Here is a 16455-nt window from a genome sequence, read left to right as displayed (position 1 = left end):
GCTCGAAATACTTGCACAGGAACAGGTGACGGTGGGAGATGAGGTTACACAAACAAATACCCAGTTTGCTGAAATAGAACAACTCAATAAGCGTCTGAATAAGTTAGATAAATCTATTGATGTTGCCTCAGGACGGCTACCTGTCTTTGTTGATGAGGCTGGTCGTTCTGCTTTTATCAATGCCCAACTGTTGGCAGATGAGCAAATAAGTATAGCAAGAAAAAATTACAAAGTAGCAGATCTTGACGGGACTACTGATGTTGCTTTAATGCGAGCTCACGTCAATAGTGCAAGCAATCATTTCGATAAAATGCAGAAAATCTATCAGGCTGGGCAAGGTCAGGCAATTAATGACATCGAGCCTTTGAGACCGATTGCTGCGAAAAATAAAAAAGATGTCGAAGACGTTTATGCAAACCGGGATGATCTTGCGAAATGGAACATTGATCTATCCAGATTTGATGGCGCCTATACTCAGGCGCAAGATAATTTCACGGACATGAATACAGCTTTCAATGGTTACGTCTTATCTGCTGTCAAAGTCAGCCTTCAAAAAGCATCCATAAACCTGTCTGTTTTTAAGGATATCTACACGTGGGAAACTGCACATTTAAAGGCTATTGAAGTTTCTATTGTTGAGAAGCAGTCCTTCACTGAGCAAGAGTTAGCAAACCTTCACAGCAAAAACACTGAACTTGAACACGATAAAGCAACGTTGGCTACATTTGAAAAGTGCCATGATGCTGCTCTGGTTGAAACCAGCCGAATAAACACTGCACTGAAAGAAAAAGATGGCAAGGAGGCGGAAACCGCACTTCTGGATTTAGAAAAGCGCTTTGTCGAAATGCAGCAAATTATGCTGCAGGCAAAGGCTGCTCCCTCAACTGAAGATGGAGAGAGCGAAGCGGATAAATCTGGTTCTGACGCGATCAAACTCCTCTTACATGATGTTGTTGAGCTAAATCAGAATGTGGAAGAACTCTATGCTCAAAAGGAATTGGTAAAAGAACAGGGCACGGATTTCTCTGCGTTTGAGGCCGCGAACCAATCTGTACGGGCAAATATTATCGGTGCTCAGTCCTATTTGATCGATAACAATGCGAAAGCTGCAAACACCAAAATCTCAGAGGCCCAAAACAATATCGGCTTCATGAAGGAAGCTGTCGAGGAAGCAAAATCCTCTCTCGCTGTCGTTTCTGAACAGATGGTTTTGGTAAGAAAACAAGCGGAACCCCTCTTTGCAAGACGCTCTGATTTTGCACAACAAGTAGAATTGGGCACCTTTAGCACTAAAAACCTGAAGGATTTCGAACAGCTTTGCTCAAAGGTGGATGGAATTATTGTTCAAGGAGAGAGCTTTATTAAGGGCCAGCGTATCGGCGAGGCAAATCAGGCAGTTACTAATGCACAGAAAGGCATGAGGAGTTTGCAAGATGAAGTGGATTTTCTGCAATACATGCCGACACTCAAAACAGTAGCAACGAAGGAAGAAAGTGCCGAAGATTTTATGGAAACCGTTGATAGCCTTAAGCAGGAAATTGAGGAGTTTAAGAACCATAAAAGCGAGTTCAAAGACAAAGAAGAATTGACCATCTTTGAATATATGTATGACAAAGCCGTGGCGTATGTTGATCAAGCAAAGGTGTTATTCACGCGGGAAAAGTATGAAGTGGCTAATGATGCTGTCGACAGTGCAAGAATAACGCTAAACGACCTTGAAACTGCTTATGAACGGGGTGTCAATACAGCTGCCAAGGTTGAAGGTTTTCTCGTCGATTTACAGGAAGCAAAAGATCGGATTGCGGCGTTTGATAATTTTAAGTCGAATATCACAGATGCAGATATATTGGGTGAATTCTTCAGCTACAGCAATATTGCTAGCGACTATGCCCACGAAGCTGAAACGCTTTTAGGTCTGCACAAAGTGAAGGATACCAGAGGAGCTTTGGCCGACCTCAAGCAAGCTTTAGCCAACCTTGAGCAATTTATTACCAAACCTCCGCGTAAGAAAAAGCGTAATGGAAAACGGTCTGCTGTTTCAGCTGAAGCAGAAAATCCAGCTCCTGAAAATGCAGAGGATTTGGACCTGTTTGCGAAACAGTTGGCAATTCTTCGAACAGATGTAGAACAACTCACAAACGCTGTTCAAACCGGAAAAAATACTTGGGAGCATTTCTGTGAGGGGGAGTACGCTGAACTGTTCCAGGCCGCACATGAAACGGCAGTGGAAAATCTTTCAGAAGCGAACGACTGGTTTGATAGCGCCGACCAGATAATTGGCAATCCATCAGTGGCAACTATGAAGGAGAGTTTGTTTCTTGGAAGTATGAAGGCTCCCATATCTGAAGCAAAACAAGCCCTTATTGAAATGCAGAATGCCTTCCAGGTCAGCAAGCAAATTCTTGCTTCTCAGCTGAAAGGTATTAACCAAGGGGCAGACTACTATGCTTCCGCATTTGAGGATATTTACAAAGTGCGGGAAGAGTTTTCCGACTGGAATCTCGACTTGTCCGCATTCGATAATGCCTATCTGGCTGCGATGGAAAATATTGCAAATTTGAAAAGGGCCATCGACGCATCAGACGCACCTGAAGCGCGAGATGCTCTTGATAAAGCAGAGGTAGACAGGGCGACACTCCTACAGGCAGGAGCCGAAACACGAAATGTGTTGCAAGATGTCCGAACTGACTTGATCCTCCACATATCAGATCTTCAATCAGAGCATTCTGTCCTGCATAAAAAAATCTCTGCCGTGGAAGCAAATGATGGTCTTTTGTCAACCTTTGAAAAGGCCAGTGATGCCGCATTCGCCGGTGTTGAGAAGGCACTTGCATCTATTCGAGATGGGAATGGGAATAATGCTGAAAATCAGGCTAATGAGATAGAAAAACACCTCGCCTCTATGAGCGATGCAATCCAAACGGCAGAGGCGATTTCTGCCATTGAAGCTGCTTCTGATGAAGCTAAGCGTTATGCAGAAACGATCTACTTTACTAAAGAAAAAGATGGCATCTATGCAGAGGTTCAGAAACTTCATGATGTTGTGCCTGGTGCATATGAACAATGGTCAGAGTTTTGTACCGGAGAGTATGAATGGCTATTTAACGAACTTTATGAGTCAGCACAGTCAAATATTTTTCATGCGAGTAATTTGTATGATGGTACGGATGAAGGTGATCGAACCGCTGTCATTAAAGGTATGAATGCAGCGCTGAGCGAAGCGCAAAATGCTTACGCGCGTATGGGCGACATTTACAATGTCAGCAAACAGTTGATTACTTCCATAACGAAAGTTCTGAATGCGAGAGCAACTTACTACCAGAAAATGATTGAGAAAACTCAAGGTAACGCGGAGAAGTTTGTTGACTGGGAGGTTGATCTCACGAGCTTTGAAACTGCCTGTGATGCTGCAATAGAGCGTATTGCTGAAATGCAAACAGCTGCTGAAAAAAATGATGCTGTAAAAGGGCGAGAGCTACTTGTGGTCGTCGAAGATGCAGTCGCTGCGGTAGATGCAGCATTTGAAGATGCTGACTTGGTCTACGAAGGAGAGCGAAGGTCCTTCGCTGAAGGATTTGGTGTGTACCAGGCTGATATTTCGAGTATTTACGAAGCACGATCAAGTCTTGAACATGAACCAAACCTACTTACTGCGTTTGATACTGCTCAACGTTCCGCTCTGAAAACTATTGATAAAGCTCTTGCGCAGATCAAAGCAGGTGATCGTGCCGGCCCGGACAATGAGATCAATGAGATCCTCAATCACATGGATCTATTGCGGGATCTATTGAAGCAAGTGGAGCCTTTGGCAAATGACCCTGGAGTGCTGGGAAAAACGATCAATGAAGCCCAGCAAAAGCTTAGTGAATATGAAGCGCTTCAAGGAGAGCTTAAGGACAAGAAAGAGCAGGGCGTATATTTAGGCATGCTCGTCAAAGCCAATGAATATGCAGCCGAAGCTCAAAGGCTATTTGAAGATGGATACTTTGAGTATGCCGAGGCCGAATTGATAAATTTAAAAGTGACGCTGGGTACACTAGACGCAGCTTACAAAGTTGGCGTGGAAACCTCCAAGATTGCTCTCGCGTCTCAGGAAGAAATTGATCAGATCAGCGATCAAATCGCAGCGTTTAATAGTAAACGAGATACTATAAATGATGACGACGAGTTGAGCGAGTTTGATGGGTATTACGCACGTGCCACTCAAGCTGCCTTTCAGGCCAAGCTTCTCCTAAGTAAAGGTCAGGTTAGACAAGCTATGACTGAGATGGACAAGTTGCGAGAGTACTTAGTGGAAATGGAAGTCCTCCTCGAACTCCAAAAATCTGCCAGTCACAGGCTCAAGAACAAGCTCAAGCGTAAAGGAAAAGGTGACGAAGTTGAGAAAGAAACTGCAGCTGAAGAAACCGCTGCGGAGGAAGATAAATTGGCGGGAGGTGATGACGATGTTCGTGGTCACTCTGATAGCTTTGAAAATACAGATGAAGAGCGCGAGGATAAGCTTACCTTTGATCTAAGGTCGTTATCGAAAAAGCTGGAGCGTGCTCTGGGTAACGCAGACGATCTTATCGATAAGGGTGAAGCAGGTGTCTACAAAAACATGTGCGACAAAGCGAATGAATATGGAGACGACGCAGAGTTACAGTTAGCGCGTAAAAATTACGACGGTGCACAAGACGCACTTGAAAACCTGCAGATTACTTTGGACGCATTGAAATCAGCACATGAAGTTGGCTTGCAAACTTCCAGGAGAGTTCCAGGCTATCGGAAGGATATTGATCAGGCCTCTGACAAGATCCTCTCGCTAAATAGCAAGCGCGACACCATAAAAGACGCTGAAGAGCAGAGTGAATTTAAAAAATACTACTCTCTTGCAAGCCATGCGGGACGCCAAGCAAAATTCTATTTAGATGAAGGTTATGTCAGAAAAGCTAAAACCGAGATGGAGAAACTGCGAGAGAACCTTGAAAAAATGGAAAAACTCATAGCTGTCCAAGGCTCAAAACGCCATAAGCTCAAAAATATGCTGAAGCGCAAAGGCAAGGGTAAAGCAGCGAGCAAAGACAGTACTGGCCGTGGTAAGAAATAGAAGGATCGTGTGGTGATTTTTTCTGTTCTTGCTAGGCTTGTGTTCCGGTTTCTTTGGCAGTGTTGGGCCAGACCAATTCTGCCTTGAGAGATTTGCAGAACGTCTCGACCATGGAATTGTCGTAACAGTTACCTTGTCCGATCAGCGGTACTTGGAAGCTATGTTTGGACAACCGCCTTTGGTATTTATTCGAACACTATTGCGGCCCACGATTCGTATGAGTAAGAGTGGTTCGGTTTGTTTGGATCATTGAACGTCGTTCGTGAGTGGCTTTGTTTTGGTCGTGCTGCCGGGTGAGTTATGTGCGGCGTTTGGTTGTAATAAGCCTGATCCGATGTCTGCCAGTCAATCGATGAATGTGGGCGGGTCTTGTTATAGAAGGTTATGTAATTTCCTATGGGTTTTCTTGCCTGTGCTACGGATGATTACGCTTGGAGATAAACCTCCTCGTATTTGATGGTACACCAGAGCGGTTCGAGAAGCGCGTTGTCGCGTCAAGTCCCTTTGCCATCCATGGAGATTTTGATTTTCTCGCGCTTAAGGATATTTGTGAAGTCGATGCTGGTGAACTGAGAGCTTGGTCAGAGTTGAAAAATTCCGGGTTTCCCTGTTTGGCGCACCCTTCCTTCTAAGCTTCGATGCAAAAGCTAACCTCCATGGTGATGAATAGCTTCCAGCTCAGCACCTTGCGCTAGTACCAGTCGATGATTGCAGTCAGGTAGGTGAACCCTTTCGCCATGGGGATTTAAGAAATGTCGTCAGCCCAGACCTGATTGGGCTTTGTGACCATCACATCACGCAGGAGATAAGGGTGGAATTTGTGCCCCCAGTGCGGGTTTAGAGGTGTTAGGACTCGGATAAATTGTTTGAATGCCCATCCTTTTTTATCAATGAAGAAATCCTAATCCTGCCAATTGCAATGCTTTCTGCATTCAACACTACAACCCGACCAACACTCATGATCAGTTCCCTACGTTTTGTAGTATACCCGTTTCCTATCCCACCGCCTCAACACCGCAGCAGCGCCCAGTTCCTGTCGCACGATCAGCACTTTGGGCCAGTTGATACACATCCACCAGGGTATGCACTTCCAGCTTGTTGAGCACGTTGTGGCGGTGGATCTCTACCGTTTTTACGCTGAGACCTAAGGCGTTGGCGATGTTTTTATTTTGCAGACCTTGTGCCAGATACCCCATCACTTCGCGCTCGCGATTGGTGAGCCTGTCCATCTTCATCTTCATCTTTGCTTGTGCGGTGAGGCAGCATTGGCCGGCTCTATCCCGCGTTTGGCCTATCAGGTCCTGAAGTTTGTCCAGCAGGCTTTGTTCATCAAACGGCTTTTCCAACACGTCTACTGCGCCAAGGCTCATGGCGCGCACGCCATCGCGTAGGTTGGCAAAGGCGGAGATGACGATCACCGGTAGGTGTTGGCCAGACGCACGCAGCTTCTCGAGCAGACCCAAACCGCTGGTGCCGGGTATGCGCATGTCTGTAATAATCACACCGACACAGGGGCGCAAGCTGGAGGCAAGGAAGTCATCTGCCCGCGCAAAATCAACCGCATTTAAACCGACGGATTCTACCAGACACACCAGCGCTTCTCGCATGGCGTCATCGTCATCTATGATGATAATGACAGGCTCGGAGCCCGCGCCAAAGTGTGAGGCAAGGTGTTGATTGGTCATTGGGTTCCCCCGGTTGAAGAAATATCTAATGGCAAGGTCACTGTTGCGCAGGTGCCTTGGGGGTTGCGGTCGTTTAGGGTTAACGTCCCTTCATGGCTGTCAACAATGCTCATGGCCGTTGCCAAGCCCAGCCCAAGGCTGCCTTTGCTGGAATAGAACGGCTCGAACACACGCTCCTTCAGCTCCTCGGGAATGCCAACCCCCTCGTCACACACCAGCACCGAGCACTGGGTCTGGGTGGTTTCCATCTGGATGGTGATCGTGCCTTCTTCCAACCCGGCTTCGACGGTGGCGTCCAGCGCGTTTTGCAGCAGAACCACCGCCACTTGCCGCAGCTGCACATCATCGCAACACACCGGTACCGGCATCACTGGCCGGTGCCACTCCAACTGACAGCCATGTTTGCTTGCAAAGGTGCGCATGAGCATAACGGATTCATCAATCAGATCACGCAGGTCCACACGAGAGCGGGCCTCTGGCTGTTTGTTGAGGAAGCTGCGCATGGAGTTGATGAAGTCTGAGGCCCGGTTGGCTTGTTGCGATATGCGGGTCAAATGCTTCTGCAAGGTTTCCTTGTCCGCAGTCCCTCGCTCTAACCGTTGCAACAGGCTGAAGGAAAATGTTGAAATAGCCCCTAGCGGTTGCTTCAGGTCATGCGCCAGACTGCCCGCGAGGATATTCAGGGAAGATACACGCCCCGCATGGGCAAGTTCATTTTCCAGTATCAGGTTTCTTTGCAATGCCTCAGTCAGTTGATCACCGGCAGTTTCCAATTGCCGCGAGCGTCTGCGTACCAAAAATTCTATGTGGCCCACATGCAGCATAAAGGCACCGCACAGGATGATTACAACACCTAGTAAAATGTAATTGCGTTCCACCCAGGCCTTCAGGGTTTGCCGCAAGTTTTTGTTGTATGGGTAGAGGCTGAGCTCCCGGTAAACGGTTTCAACACTGGCGTAGGAGACTGGCGCAATCCAAGAGGAATGACCTAGCCATTTATCAGCGGAGGGATTTTTAGGCATTGAGAGTAACGCTTGTGTGATACGTGTAGCAAGATCTGGCGAAACACCGGACACTTTCAAAAACGCCCAACCTGGGTAAAGTTGTGTCGTACTGGAGCATACAAAGTTCGGATCACTTTTCTCGCCGATCACCCGAACCCGCGTGCGGTCCAGTTTTCCAGATTCGCTCAGACTTTCCAGCAGGCAGGTACGGATAATGCCCACTTGCACCTCTCCATTTAGCACCGCATCCACCACGTTTTGCTGCGGAAATCCTAGGGTCTGAACCCGAAAGTTCGGGTCCGCCCCAGTGCTTTGCTTTACACTGTTTAGAGCAGCCAGATATCCGCCAAATGCTTCGGTGGAGACGACGCCCACGCGGGTGTCTTTCAAGTTCCCTACAGTCTTAATCGCACTGTCCGCCCGTACAAAAATCACTGAACCAAGGTCCTGCATCTGATTTTTGTTGACCCGTGAACGAGCGCTGGCAATGCGGCTGACGCCAGCAATCCGTTCCAGCTGAAAGGAATGACCTGGGTTGGTTACAATGAAATCCAACTGATCCGCTTGCTCGGCAATCTGTTGTAAGGTGAGCGGTAGGTAGGAAAAATTCACATCCGTGAGTGTGCGTCGCAGATGTTCTATAGTTGGTGCCCATGTGCGTTGCGATGCCAGATTTCCGCGATACGCGAGAATGCCAACGCGGACAGTTTTAGAGGCCGTTTGGGCCAACACAGATGTAACGCTCAATCCACACAGCAAGAAAACAGCGAACAGTACGCGTAAGAAGAACAAGGGGACGCCATGCATAGGCAAACTCTGGTAAAAGGGTATATTAGATAATCTAAAAACAAGCAGATTTATTCGTATTTAACAATAAGCATTAGCCCTAAGGCAAAGACTGTGCGTCGGCAGAGTTTTTGGGTCCAGGAGCTGGAAAACTAAGAGAGTGTTGTTGGCTCATCGTAACCACTGAGGAGTGGGACATGAGACAGACAACAGGAACGTACAAAAGCCCTGGCGAGAAGATCGTCAAAGATATCAAACGCGCCACCCGCAAACACTATTCATCAGAAGAAAAGATCAGGATCGTCTTGGACGGCTTGCGCGGCGAAGACAGTATTGCTGAGCTGTGCCGTAGGGAAGGTCTCTCCCAAGGCATCTACTACAAGTGGTCGAAAGCTTTCCTGGAAGCAGGCAAGCGGCGTCTGTCTGGTGATACGGCGCGTGCGGCAAATACTGAAGAGGCTAAAGACCTCCGCCGGGAAGCTCGCGATTTGAAGGAAGTGGTGGCTGAACAAACGCTGGAACTCCGCTTGCTCAAAAAAAGCATGTTCGAGGGTGGGGGCGACCCAGAATGAGGTATGCCGCATCTGAGAGGCTGGAGATCATCAGGTTGGTTGACGAAGGCCACCTGTCAGCTCGCCAAACACTGGCCAAGCTCGGTATTCCCCGCACCACGTTCTATCGTTGGTATGAGCGTTATCTACAGCGCGGAGAGGCTGGACTGAATGATCAATCTCCCAAACCCAGGCACGTCTGGAATCGCATCCCTGACGAGGTAAGGCGCAAGGTCGTCAAGCTGGCTTTGAAAGAGACGGAGCTATCGCCTCGGGAATTGGCGGTTACGTTCACTGATCGGGAAAGATATTTTGTATCAGAGGCTTCTGTCTACCGCGTATTGAAGGCACACGACCTGATCACCAGCCCCGCCTTCATCGTCATCAAGGCCGCCAATGAGTTCAAAGACAAAACGACAGCCATCAATCAGCTCTGGCAGACGGACTTCACCTATCTTAAGGTTCTCGGCTGGGGGTGGTATTATCTCAGCACGATCCTGGACGACTACAGCCGCTATATCATTGCGTGGAAGCTCTGCACCAACATGAGGGCTGAAGATGTGACCGACACATTGGATCTGGCGTTGCAGGCATCAGGTTGCGACCAGGTTCACGTTGCCCACAAACCCCGGTTACTAAGCGATAATGGCTCCAGCTACGTCTCTGGTGATCTGGCAGAATGGTTACAGGGAAAAGGTATGAAGCACACGCGCGGTGCACCCTATCACCCCCAAACCCAGGGAAAGATCGAAAGGTGGCATCAAACTCTGAAGAACCGGATTCTGCTGGAAAACTACTCTCTGCCGGGTGACCTTGAAGCGCAAATTGAAGCCTTCGTCGATCATTACAACCATCAGCGATACCACGAGAGCATCAACAATGTTACACCCGCTGACGTCTACTTCGGGCGCGACAAAGCTATTCTAAAACAAAGGGAAGGGATCAAACGAAAGACACTCGAAATGCGCCGCTTGCATCACAGGCAACACGCCGCATAATCAAACCAACCAGATGAGCCAACTCTCTCTTAGTTTTCGCAGCTCCTGGAACCAAAAACTCTGCCGACGCACAGATCCCTTGTTAGCAGGCCAATTGATTGGGAACTGGTTAAGCAACAATATCATGAGATGATCCGTTTAGCCTCGGCTCTTTATACCCGAACCGCCGATCCTGAGGCTATCCTACGTCGCTTTACCAGAGGAGCGACAGCATATCCTCTGGCACTCGTGAACGCGCTATAGCGTTTGTAGAAGAAGGGCATTCTCACCGGCAGGCAGCAACGCAGTTCGGGGTTTCGGTGAGCTTTGTGAACGCTTTGGTGATCCCGAAGCGTGAAACAGGTGGTCTGGAGCCGAGGGCGCAGGGCAATGGCGGAGGCCATGGCAAACTTGCCAGTCTTTGGAGCTGGATCGAAGCACGGATGGTCACAAAACCAGATCTGACCCTGAATGACCTGGTATCAGAGTTGGTAGATCACACACAATGTCACGGTCCGCCGCGTCTCGCTCTGGCGTGTTCTGCGCAATCTTGGCCTGACACACAAAAAAGGCCTCCAAGCCGCAGAGCAGAAGCGATCTGACGTCTGGCAGTCTCGTCATATCTGGATCACACGTCGTCAACCTTTTATGCGTAACTTGTTGTCACGCATAGGTTTCATAGATGAGACTGCGTTGAAGGCCAACGTGCTCTAGTGGCAATGCACCGCCGGTTTCAGGGACAAATTCAATTACCTAAGCTGCACAAACAAACCGAGTCTGCTCACGTTGCGGTGGTGATTGAATTTTCAAATAAGGCAGTTGTTTCCGAGATGTTCTCTCCAATGAAAACCAGAAATCTCTCAACGTCCTCATCTCCTAGATAGTCAGAAAGTGTCAAACTACCGGGGACATATTGGCAGACGCATAAACGTCCCCCGTCTAGTGAGATGATGCCTTTTACCCGTAAAACCGAGGATGGCAGCCGTCCGATGGCTTTCTCCAGTACGTCCTTCGATAAGTTTGGAGGGGCACGCCATAACTGACTGGATATTCCGTAATGTTGGTGCGTTTTGCAGTCGTCTAAACCATGGGCGCTGCAAGAACACTGATGCCCAGCTTCAGGTTTCGCTTGCCCTTGAAAATTGACGCCGTAAATTTCAAGCGGATTGATATCCCCTTGCTTCGTCTGTTTTATCTGCGCAAAGGGGTTTAAGTGTGAGAGCTTGGCCTTCAGATCGTTAAGATCATTTTCGCTAGCCAGATCACACTTGTTGAGCAAAACGACATCCGCAAGCCGTATCTGATCTTTCAAAATCGAGTAGTTGTTCAACTGGTTTCCGGCATTCATTGCGTCAACCATACATGTGATGGAGCTTAACTCCAGCACTTCTTCCAACTCATAAAGCTCAGCAAGCAGGTTGGCGGGATTAGCCAGTCCCGTCGTTTCAACGACAACAAAGTCAGGTTGGAACTGACTGGAAATCTCCTGGAGGGCAGCTCCAAGGTTCCCAACAAGCGTGCAGCAAATGCAGCCTTCATCCATTTCTTTGACTGCATAGTGTTGGTCCAGAAGTTTGGCATCCAAACCCGTTTCGCCAATTTCATTTTGAACCACGGCCACAAATAGGTTTCGTGCGGCCTGATACTCGATAAAACGTGCGAGAAAACTGGTTTTTCCAGCACCAAGAAATCCTGTCAGCACTATGAGTTTTGGGCGCTCAGTAATTCCCATGGTTGATTTATCGATGGAGTGGCGCGCACCGGGGACGGATGGATTCCACCACAATGCATTTTTTAGGGAGACAGGGAACGGGTCTGGAGCTTGCCAACGGATGACGGGGGGGTATTTGTCGTCGTCATCGAAGGTGCAGGTGGCGGAGTTGCCCCATCCAATGTGGAAGGCGGTGCGCGTACTGTCCTGACAAGGTTCTTTATGCAGGTTTCCTTGTGCATCGTAGCTTGTCACTGTGTTTTTTAGCGCAACCTCTTTCAGGCGCTCAGGGGCTTTGCCTGTACTGAATGTGAGGGAGGCACTGAGAATTTCAAAAAACTTATAAGCAATTTCAAAAGCAGGAAGATCCTTATCTAAACCACCGAGTTCAACGACTTGTCGCAGACCTTCCGGGGCCTGAACACTGTAACCATCCCGTGCAATTACGCGATCGCGCGTTCCTGCATGAAGGCTGAGGCCTACTCCGCCTGCTGGGTCGAAGGTGCATTCAATGGTGCCGACTTGAAACAAGGCCATCAACTCGGGATGGCTACGGAAGTCTCTCACCTTTTCCAGATAGTCCTCAGAAAGGGCAATCAAGCACGCTTCCACTGGAAAGCAGTTGAACAGCTCCTCATCCGGTGATGGGAAATAACACAACGCGAAACGCGTTAATCCCGCTTCAGGTCGCTCCGGGTTGCTGGTGGGTGCAAACCCGAAAACACCGTTCATGTCTTTGATTTTTGCGGTTAGGCAGGTTCGGTGTTTGGGGCACTCTCTCATGCCACGCCATCCCAGCCGTTGACGTACGCCCGGGATGAAGTTGACCCGCATCATGGCTGCTGAAGGAAGAATGCTTGAGGCCAGAGAAGGGCGCTCCAAGGAGCTTGGTGGAAGCAACGTCTGTAAATTTTGAAGCATGTGAAACTCTCGAAGCAAAGGCGTGAGGCCGCACGTAGCGACCCCACATTTTCCTTGGCATCTAGCCAAAGGTTATGGTGTCACCGTTGCCAAGGTAAGCTTTGTCCTTGGATCTGTGCTGCGCAGTCCCTTCAATGACCGGATAACCAGCTTGAATGAACTTATTGGCGCAAACGATGCCTGTGCAGTGGTTGCAGCCAATCTTGTCAAAGTCATAATTCCGTAGCGAGATTACGAGATCATCATACTTTGGATCCCAATCATCAAAGGGCGAGATATGTAGACCGCCATAAATCCCATGGAAGTTATCATTCTCGAACTTGAGTTCCTGATAAGCTGTTTCGGCGAACCGAATGATACCTTGGTGGCAACACCCGGTGACACTTACGAGGCCCTTGTCTTTGACGTTGCAATAGATTGATTGCTCGCCGAAGACGCGGCAGATTATCGGAACCGGGAATGTGTAGGTTGCCAGACCGGGAATGATCCTGTTCAGACCATTTTTCAGCTCAATCAACTTACCTGTGTGACCCGAGTCTTTGATGTATTGTTTGCCCTCTGGATAGAACCCTTCCGGAATGTAGATGGTGATTTCCGGATCGTACTTCAGCGTGACTGGTAAGCCCCAGAAGTGGTCGAAGTGTTCATGGGAAATAATAAGCGCTTCAATTTCCTTATTGCGTAACATCTCATCAATGCCTTCGCGGCGGAAACACTCATCCATCCATTTGTAGGACCAGCCGGAGTCGAGAAGGAACTTCTGGCGTTTACCGCTTTCAAATTCCACATCAAGCAGAGCGGCATAGCCACCTGCATTCTCAACGCCAACGCAATTTTCTTTGATGACCTCCCAGGCAGATTCCAAATCGTGAGGCAGGTATTGCTTAATCTTGGCAATGCCTTCCTCATAGGATCCGTTGCCAAGTCCCTTGCCGTTGCCGAAGGGTGGCCAGTTGTAATCATATTGGTTTACGAGCAAGCCTCCTGCGTTCTTGATGTCGCTCATCAAGACAGCATTTTCAAACCAGCTGGTTTCGCTGATATTGGTTACCTTCACGCTTTTACAGGTCCCGATATCTGCCATTTTTCGTTTCATTTCAGGGAAATACGATTCCCTGAATGATGAATAGGAATAGAGCCCCATTGCACCAACAAGCCCGAGGCCTACACCTGTAGTCGCCCCTTTCAGGAATTTCCTGCGATCCAAGTTCTGTGTCATAACAATCTCCTGGAATCCTCGAATTAGTTGATTATGTTGATGGATGAGTAGACGACTGGAAGTAGCCCTACGACGACGAAGTAAACGGCAACACCAGCGGCAACACCAGCGACAACGCCTGCACCAATGCCGTAGCCGTAGCTGGCGGTTGGTTTTTCGGCTGCCAGTTTTTGAGCATATTCCGCCCGTTCGCTGTCTACTTCCTTCGTTGTTTTGGGGACCATCTTCCACATTGGCCAATTGTCCATGAACCAGTGGTGGACCAGCATGATATTAACCAGCCAAATCATTGGAATCATTGGGAACTGCTGCGGATGAGAGAACCCTTTCTGCGTCCCCAGGAATAGATGTGAAGTTTTGTAGTAGACAATGTAAAGGCAGCAGGCACCGACCAGTGAAATCACTGTTCTGGCTGCTACATTTACTGGCATCGAATATTTGCGTGGCCAATTATCGAAGTAGAAGGTCAGAACCAAAGCTGGAACGAGCCAGAAGATTGCCATCTCACCAACATGCAGCCAACGCCAGTCCGGTGAAAACTCACGGCGTGTTCCGCGTACAGCTTCACCCCATGTGAGTTCCTGCGCGAAGTACAAGAAGAAGTGAAGTGCAAACGCGATTACGATGATGCCGAAGAACAATGCCAAACGGCGTGCAACGTTATTCCTGATCAAGTTGAACGGGTAACGTTCCCAAATTGTTTCAACGAGCCACACAACAACGGTACAGCACATAATCCAAGAGATGTGGAAGTTACCGGAAACTGTATCAGCAAACGTTTCCCAATAGGGTGGAGCGATGGAGGTGAAGTACTGCCAAGGCTGGTAAAGAATACCCATATGAGAGTGCATGGTTACGAAGTAAACGATGGTCGACAGGAAGAATGTGACCAGCAAAATCGTAATGCCACGAACCGGTTGAGAGAGCTTCCCCCAAGGCGCATTTTCGAGTGCAACGACCCATGCTGGAGAGATCCAGGACGCGATTGCTGCAAACATCAAAATGGCAAGACTGGAATACTCAATAGCGAAAAATGAGGTAATTCCAGGAAGTTTTTCAAGCTGTTCAGGGTTGAAGTAAGCTATACCGTAGTTGCCCAGAAAGCCTTCGAAAAAGCCCTTGATCAACGTGACCAGAATCAAAACTGAGACTGCGGTAAGCACCATACCTTTCAGGACCGGATGTGAATTTTCCAACCATGTTCGTTTGAATGGCCAAAAATCAAAGATGTAAACCATCCAGATCATCATAATGAGCCACCAGCGGCAATACATGTACCCAACATAAGGGGTATACATACGCATTAGACCGCGTGGATCTTGAAATATCCACCAACTTGCATAAAATACTGCAAGAATTAGGATAAGGCTCACTACACCGGGAATAATCCCGGGCGAGCGTTTGACGAGTTTACGTTCCGCAAGGAACCCTACTCCATACCGTTCCATAGTTGCCTCCAAGCAACGGCTATTGCCTCTGGAATATTGAATTGGGGGCCAGAGGCTGTTTTGCCCCACCTGACCAGTTGAGTGCGTTGCGTTTTGACGGACGGTTGCGCATTCAGCTGGTTTTTGGATTCACCTCAGGCAGTTGCGCCTATCGAGGTATCTCCTTCTAGCTTGCTGAGCTCTTCATGAGCTGCAACAAGAATTGGCGTTAGTGGTACTCCCGTCACACTTGTAAGCGCGTGGGCTGCGTTGATGATTTTTCTCTTAACGGCGATGCGGGCTAGGGCAGGATCACCCTTGCGCAACGCTTTGAGAACCATAACGAAATCCGTGAACAGACTTTTCCGTGAAGCTTCTTGTGAGCGGGAGAGATGGGGAACGAAAACATAAGCACTTTCGCAAAGCTCGCGAATGATCTCACTTACAACGCTGTTGTTGAGGCAGCGCACGACTATGAGTGGAAACTCCAGTGAGTGCGCCATCAGGTCTTCCCAGTCTCTCTCAAGAATGGACTGGCCTAAAGCTCCCGTACACACTTCCAGTTCTTGCAAGTCTTCTGGTTTTACTTTTAATGCTGCGGCTGCAAAAATTCCCGGCAACACGAGGAGCCCAGCTTCGTATTTCGCCATGATCTCCTGGTGAGGGGCGGCGCTTTCGCGCTGAATTTTGCTTTCCTCAGGTTTAGTTGAGGAAATGTAACAACCGCTGCTCTTTCGTATTTCAAGGAGCCCATTTGCTTCGAGACATTTCAGTACATTGCGAAGCGTATTGCGGCTCACCTTAAGTTCAGCAGATAGAACGCGTTCTGACGGTAAACGTTCACCCATACTCCAGCGACCTTCAGCGATCATTTCTCGAATGATGCTGTCCAGGCTAGCTTCTTTGCTTGCTTGCTTCACATTTGAGTATTTTGGTTCTACCACTTTCACAATGTGTCCATTTTTCTTGCCGAATCTAAGAAATTCAAAGCAAATCACATGTGTTACTATATATTTGGTAGTACCAAATGAAATAAGTAGTGCGCATTACATAGGCATATTTGAGTTTTTCTAAAGTAAATTCGT

10 protein-coding genes and 1 pseudogene are annotated in these 16455 nt (G+C 48.4%); 4 read left to right on the top strand and 7 right to left on the bottom strand.

What is annotated here, in order from left to right; all coding sequences use genetic code 11:
• Positions 1-31: 31 nt before the first annotated feature.
• A complete protein-coding gene (locus BLS62_RS12605; RefSeq protein WP_093181238.1) occupies positions 32-5089 on the top strand; it encodes a V-type ATP synthase subunit I domain-containing protein in 5058 nt (1685 codons plus the stop codon).
• A gap of 314 nt (positions 5090-5403) precedes the next feature.
• On the opposite strand, the pseudogene BLS62_RS32185 reads toward BLS62_RS12605, so the two are convergent.
• From BLS62_RS32185 to BLS62_RS12595, 3 genes and pseudogenes are all read right to left on the bottom strand, one after another.
• Positions 5404-6004, bottom strand: a pseudogene (locus tag BLS62_RS32185) (IS3 family transposase); the annotation flags it as partial.
• Positions 6005-6084: 80 nt separating this feature from the next.
• On the bottom strand, positions 6085-6774 hold the full coding sequence (locus BLS62_RS12600) for a response regulator transcription factor (protein WP_093181235.1): 690 nt from the start codon (positions 6772-6774) through the stop codon (positions 6085-6087).
• Entirely contained in the window at positions 6771-8585 is a 1815-nt protein-coding gene (locus tag BLS62_RS12595) for a sensor histidine kinase (protein WP_093181232.1), read from the bottom strand. The genes BLS62_RS12600 and BLS62_RS12595 overlap by 4 nt, the downstream gene beginning before the upstream one ends.
• A 176-nt stretch (positions 8586-8761) precedes the next feature.
• Between BLS62_RS12595 and BLS62_RS12590 the strand changes: the two genes are divergently transcribed.
• The 3 genes from BLS62_RS12590 (at position 8762) to BLS62_RS12580 (ending at position 10694) form a co-directional block, all read left to right on the top strand.
• A protein-coding gene (locus BLS62_RS12590; RefSeq protein WP_093181229.1) for an IS3 family transposase occupies positions 8762-10113 on the top strand; the annotation gives its coding sequence in 2 pieces (ribosomal slippage) (positions 8762-9098 and positions 9098-10113; 1353 coding nt in all).
• A gap of 45 nt (positions 10114-10158) precedes the next feature.
• Positions 10159-10356 (top strand): Tn3 family transposase, encoded by a 198-nt coding sequence (locus BLS62_RS12585; protein WP_093181226.1) that lies wholly within the window; start codon positions 10159-10161, stop codon positions 10354-10356.
• Positions 10357-10412: 56 nt separating this feature from the next.
• Entirely contained in the window at positions 10413-10694 is a 282-nt protein-coding gene (locus tag BLS62_RS12580; protein ID WP_200798511.1) for a hypothetical protein, read from the top strand.
• A gap of 179 nt (positions 10695-10873) precedes the next feature.
• Here BLS62_RS12580 and BLS62_RS12575 read toward each other — a convergent pair whose 3' ends face one another.
• From BLS62_RS12575 to BLS62_RS12560, 4 genes are all read right to left on the bottom strand, one after another.
• Complete coding sequence (locus tag BLS62_RS12575) at positions 10874-12724, bottom strand: CobW family GTP-binding protein (protein ID WP_093181224.1); 1851 nt, start codon at positions 12722-12724, stop codon at positions 10874-10876.
• Positions 12725-12785: 61 nt separating this feature from the next.
• Positions 12786-13943 carry an MBL fold metallo-hydrolase gene (locus tag BLS62_RS12570; RefSeq protein ID WP_093181221.1) on the bottom strand — a complete coding sequence of 386 codons (1158 nt, stop codon included), beginning with the start codon at positions 13941-13943 and terminating at the stop codon, positions 12786-12788.
• 23 nt (positions 13944-13966) lie between these two features.
• Positions 13967-15391, bottom strand: a complete 1425-nt coding sequence (locus tag BLS62_RS12565) for a hypothetical protein (protein ID WP_093181217.1) — start codon at positions 15389-15391, stop codon at positions 13967-13969.
• 134 nt (positions 15392-15525) lie between these two features.
• On the bottom strand, positions 15526-16320 hold the full coding sequence (locus BLS62_RS12560) for a FadR/GntR family transcriptional regulator (protein WP_093181214.1): 795 nt from the start codon (positions 16318-16320) through the stop codon (positions 15526-15528).
• Positions 16321-16455: the final 135 nt, after the last annotated feature.

Source organism: Pseudovibrio sp. Tun.PSC04-5.I4, assembly GCF_900104145.1.
Lineage (GTDB): Bacteria > Pseudomonadota > Alphaproteobacteria > Rhizobiales > Stappiaceae > Pseudovibrio.
This window is presented reverse-complemented; position numbering and strand designations above follow the sequence as displayed.

What these genes read in the sequence shown, in the direction of transcription:
- BLS62_RS12595 (WP_093181232.1), bottom strand. Translation starts at nt 8,585, where the DNA reads ATGCATGGCGTCCCCTTGTTCTTCTTACGCGTACTGTTCGCTGTTTTC.
- BLS62_RS12570 (WP_093181221.1), bottom strand. Translation starts at nt 13,943, where the DNA reads ATGACACAGAACTTGGATCGCAGGAAATTCCTGAAAGGGGCGACTACA.
- BLS62_RS12575 (WP_093181224.1), bottom strand. Translation starts at nt 12,724, where the DNA reads ATGCTTCAAAATTTACAGACGTTGCTTCCACCAAGCTCCTTGGAGCGC.
- BLS62_RS12565 (WP_093181217.1), bottom strand. Translation starts at nt 15,391, where the DNA reads ATGGAACGGTATGGAGTAGGGTTCCTTGCGGAACGTAAACTCGTCAAA.
- BLS62_RS12600 (WP_093181235.1), bottom strand. Translation starts at nt 6,774, where the DNA reads ATGACCAATCAACACCTTGCCTCACACTTTGGCGCGGGCTCCGAGCCT.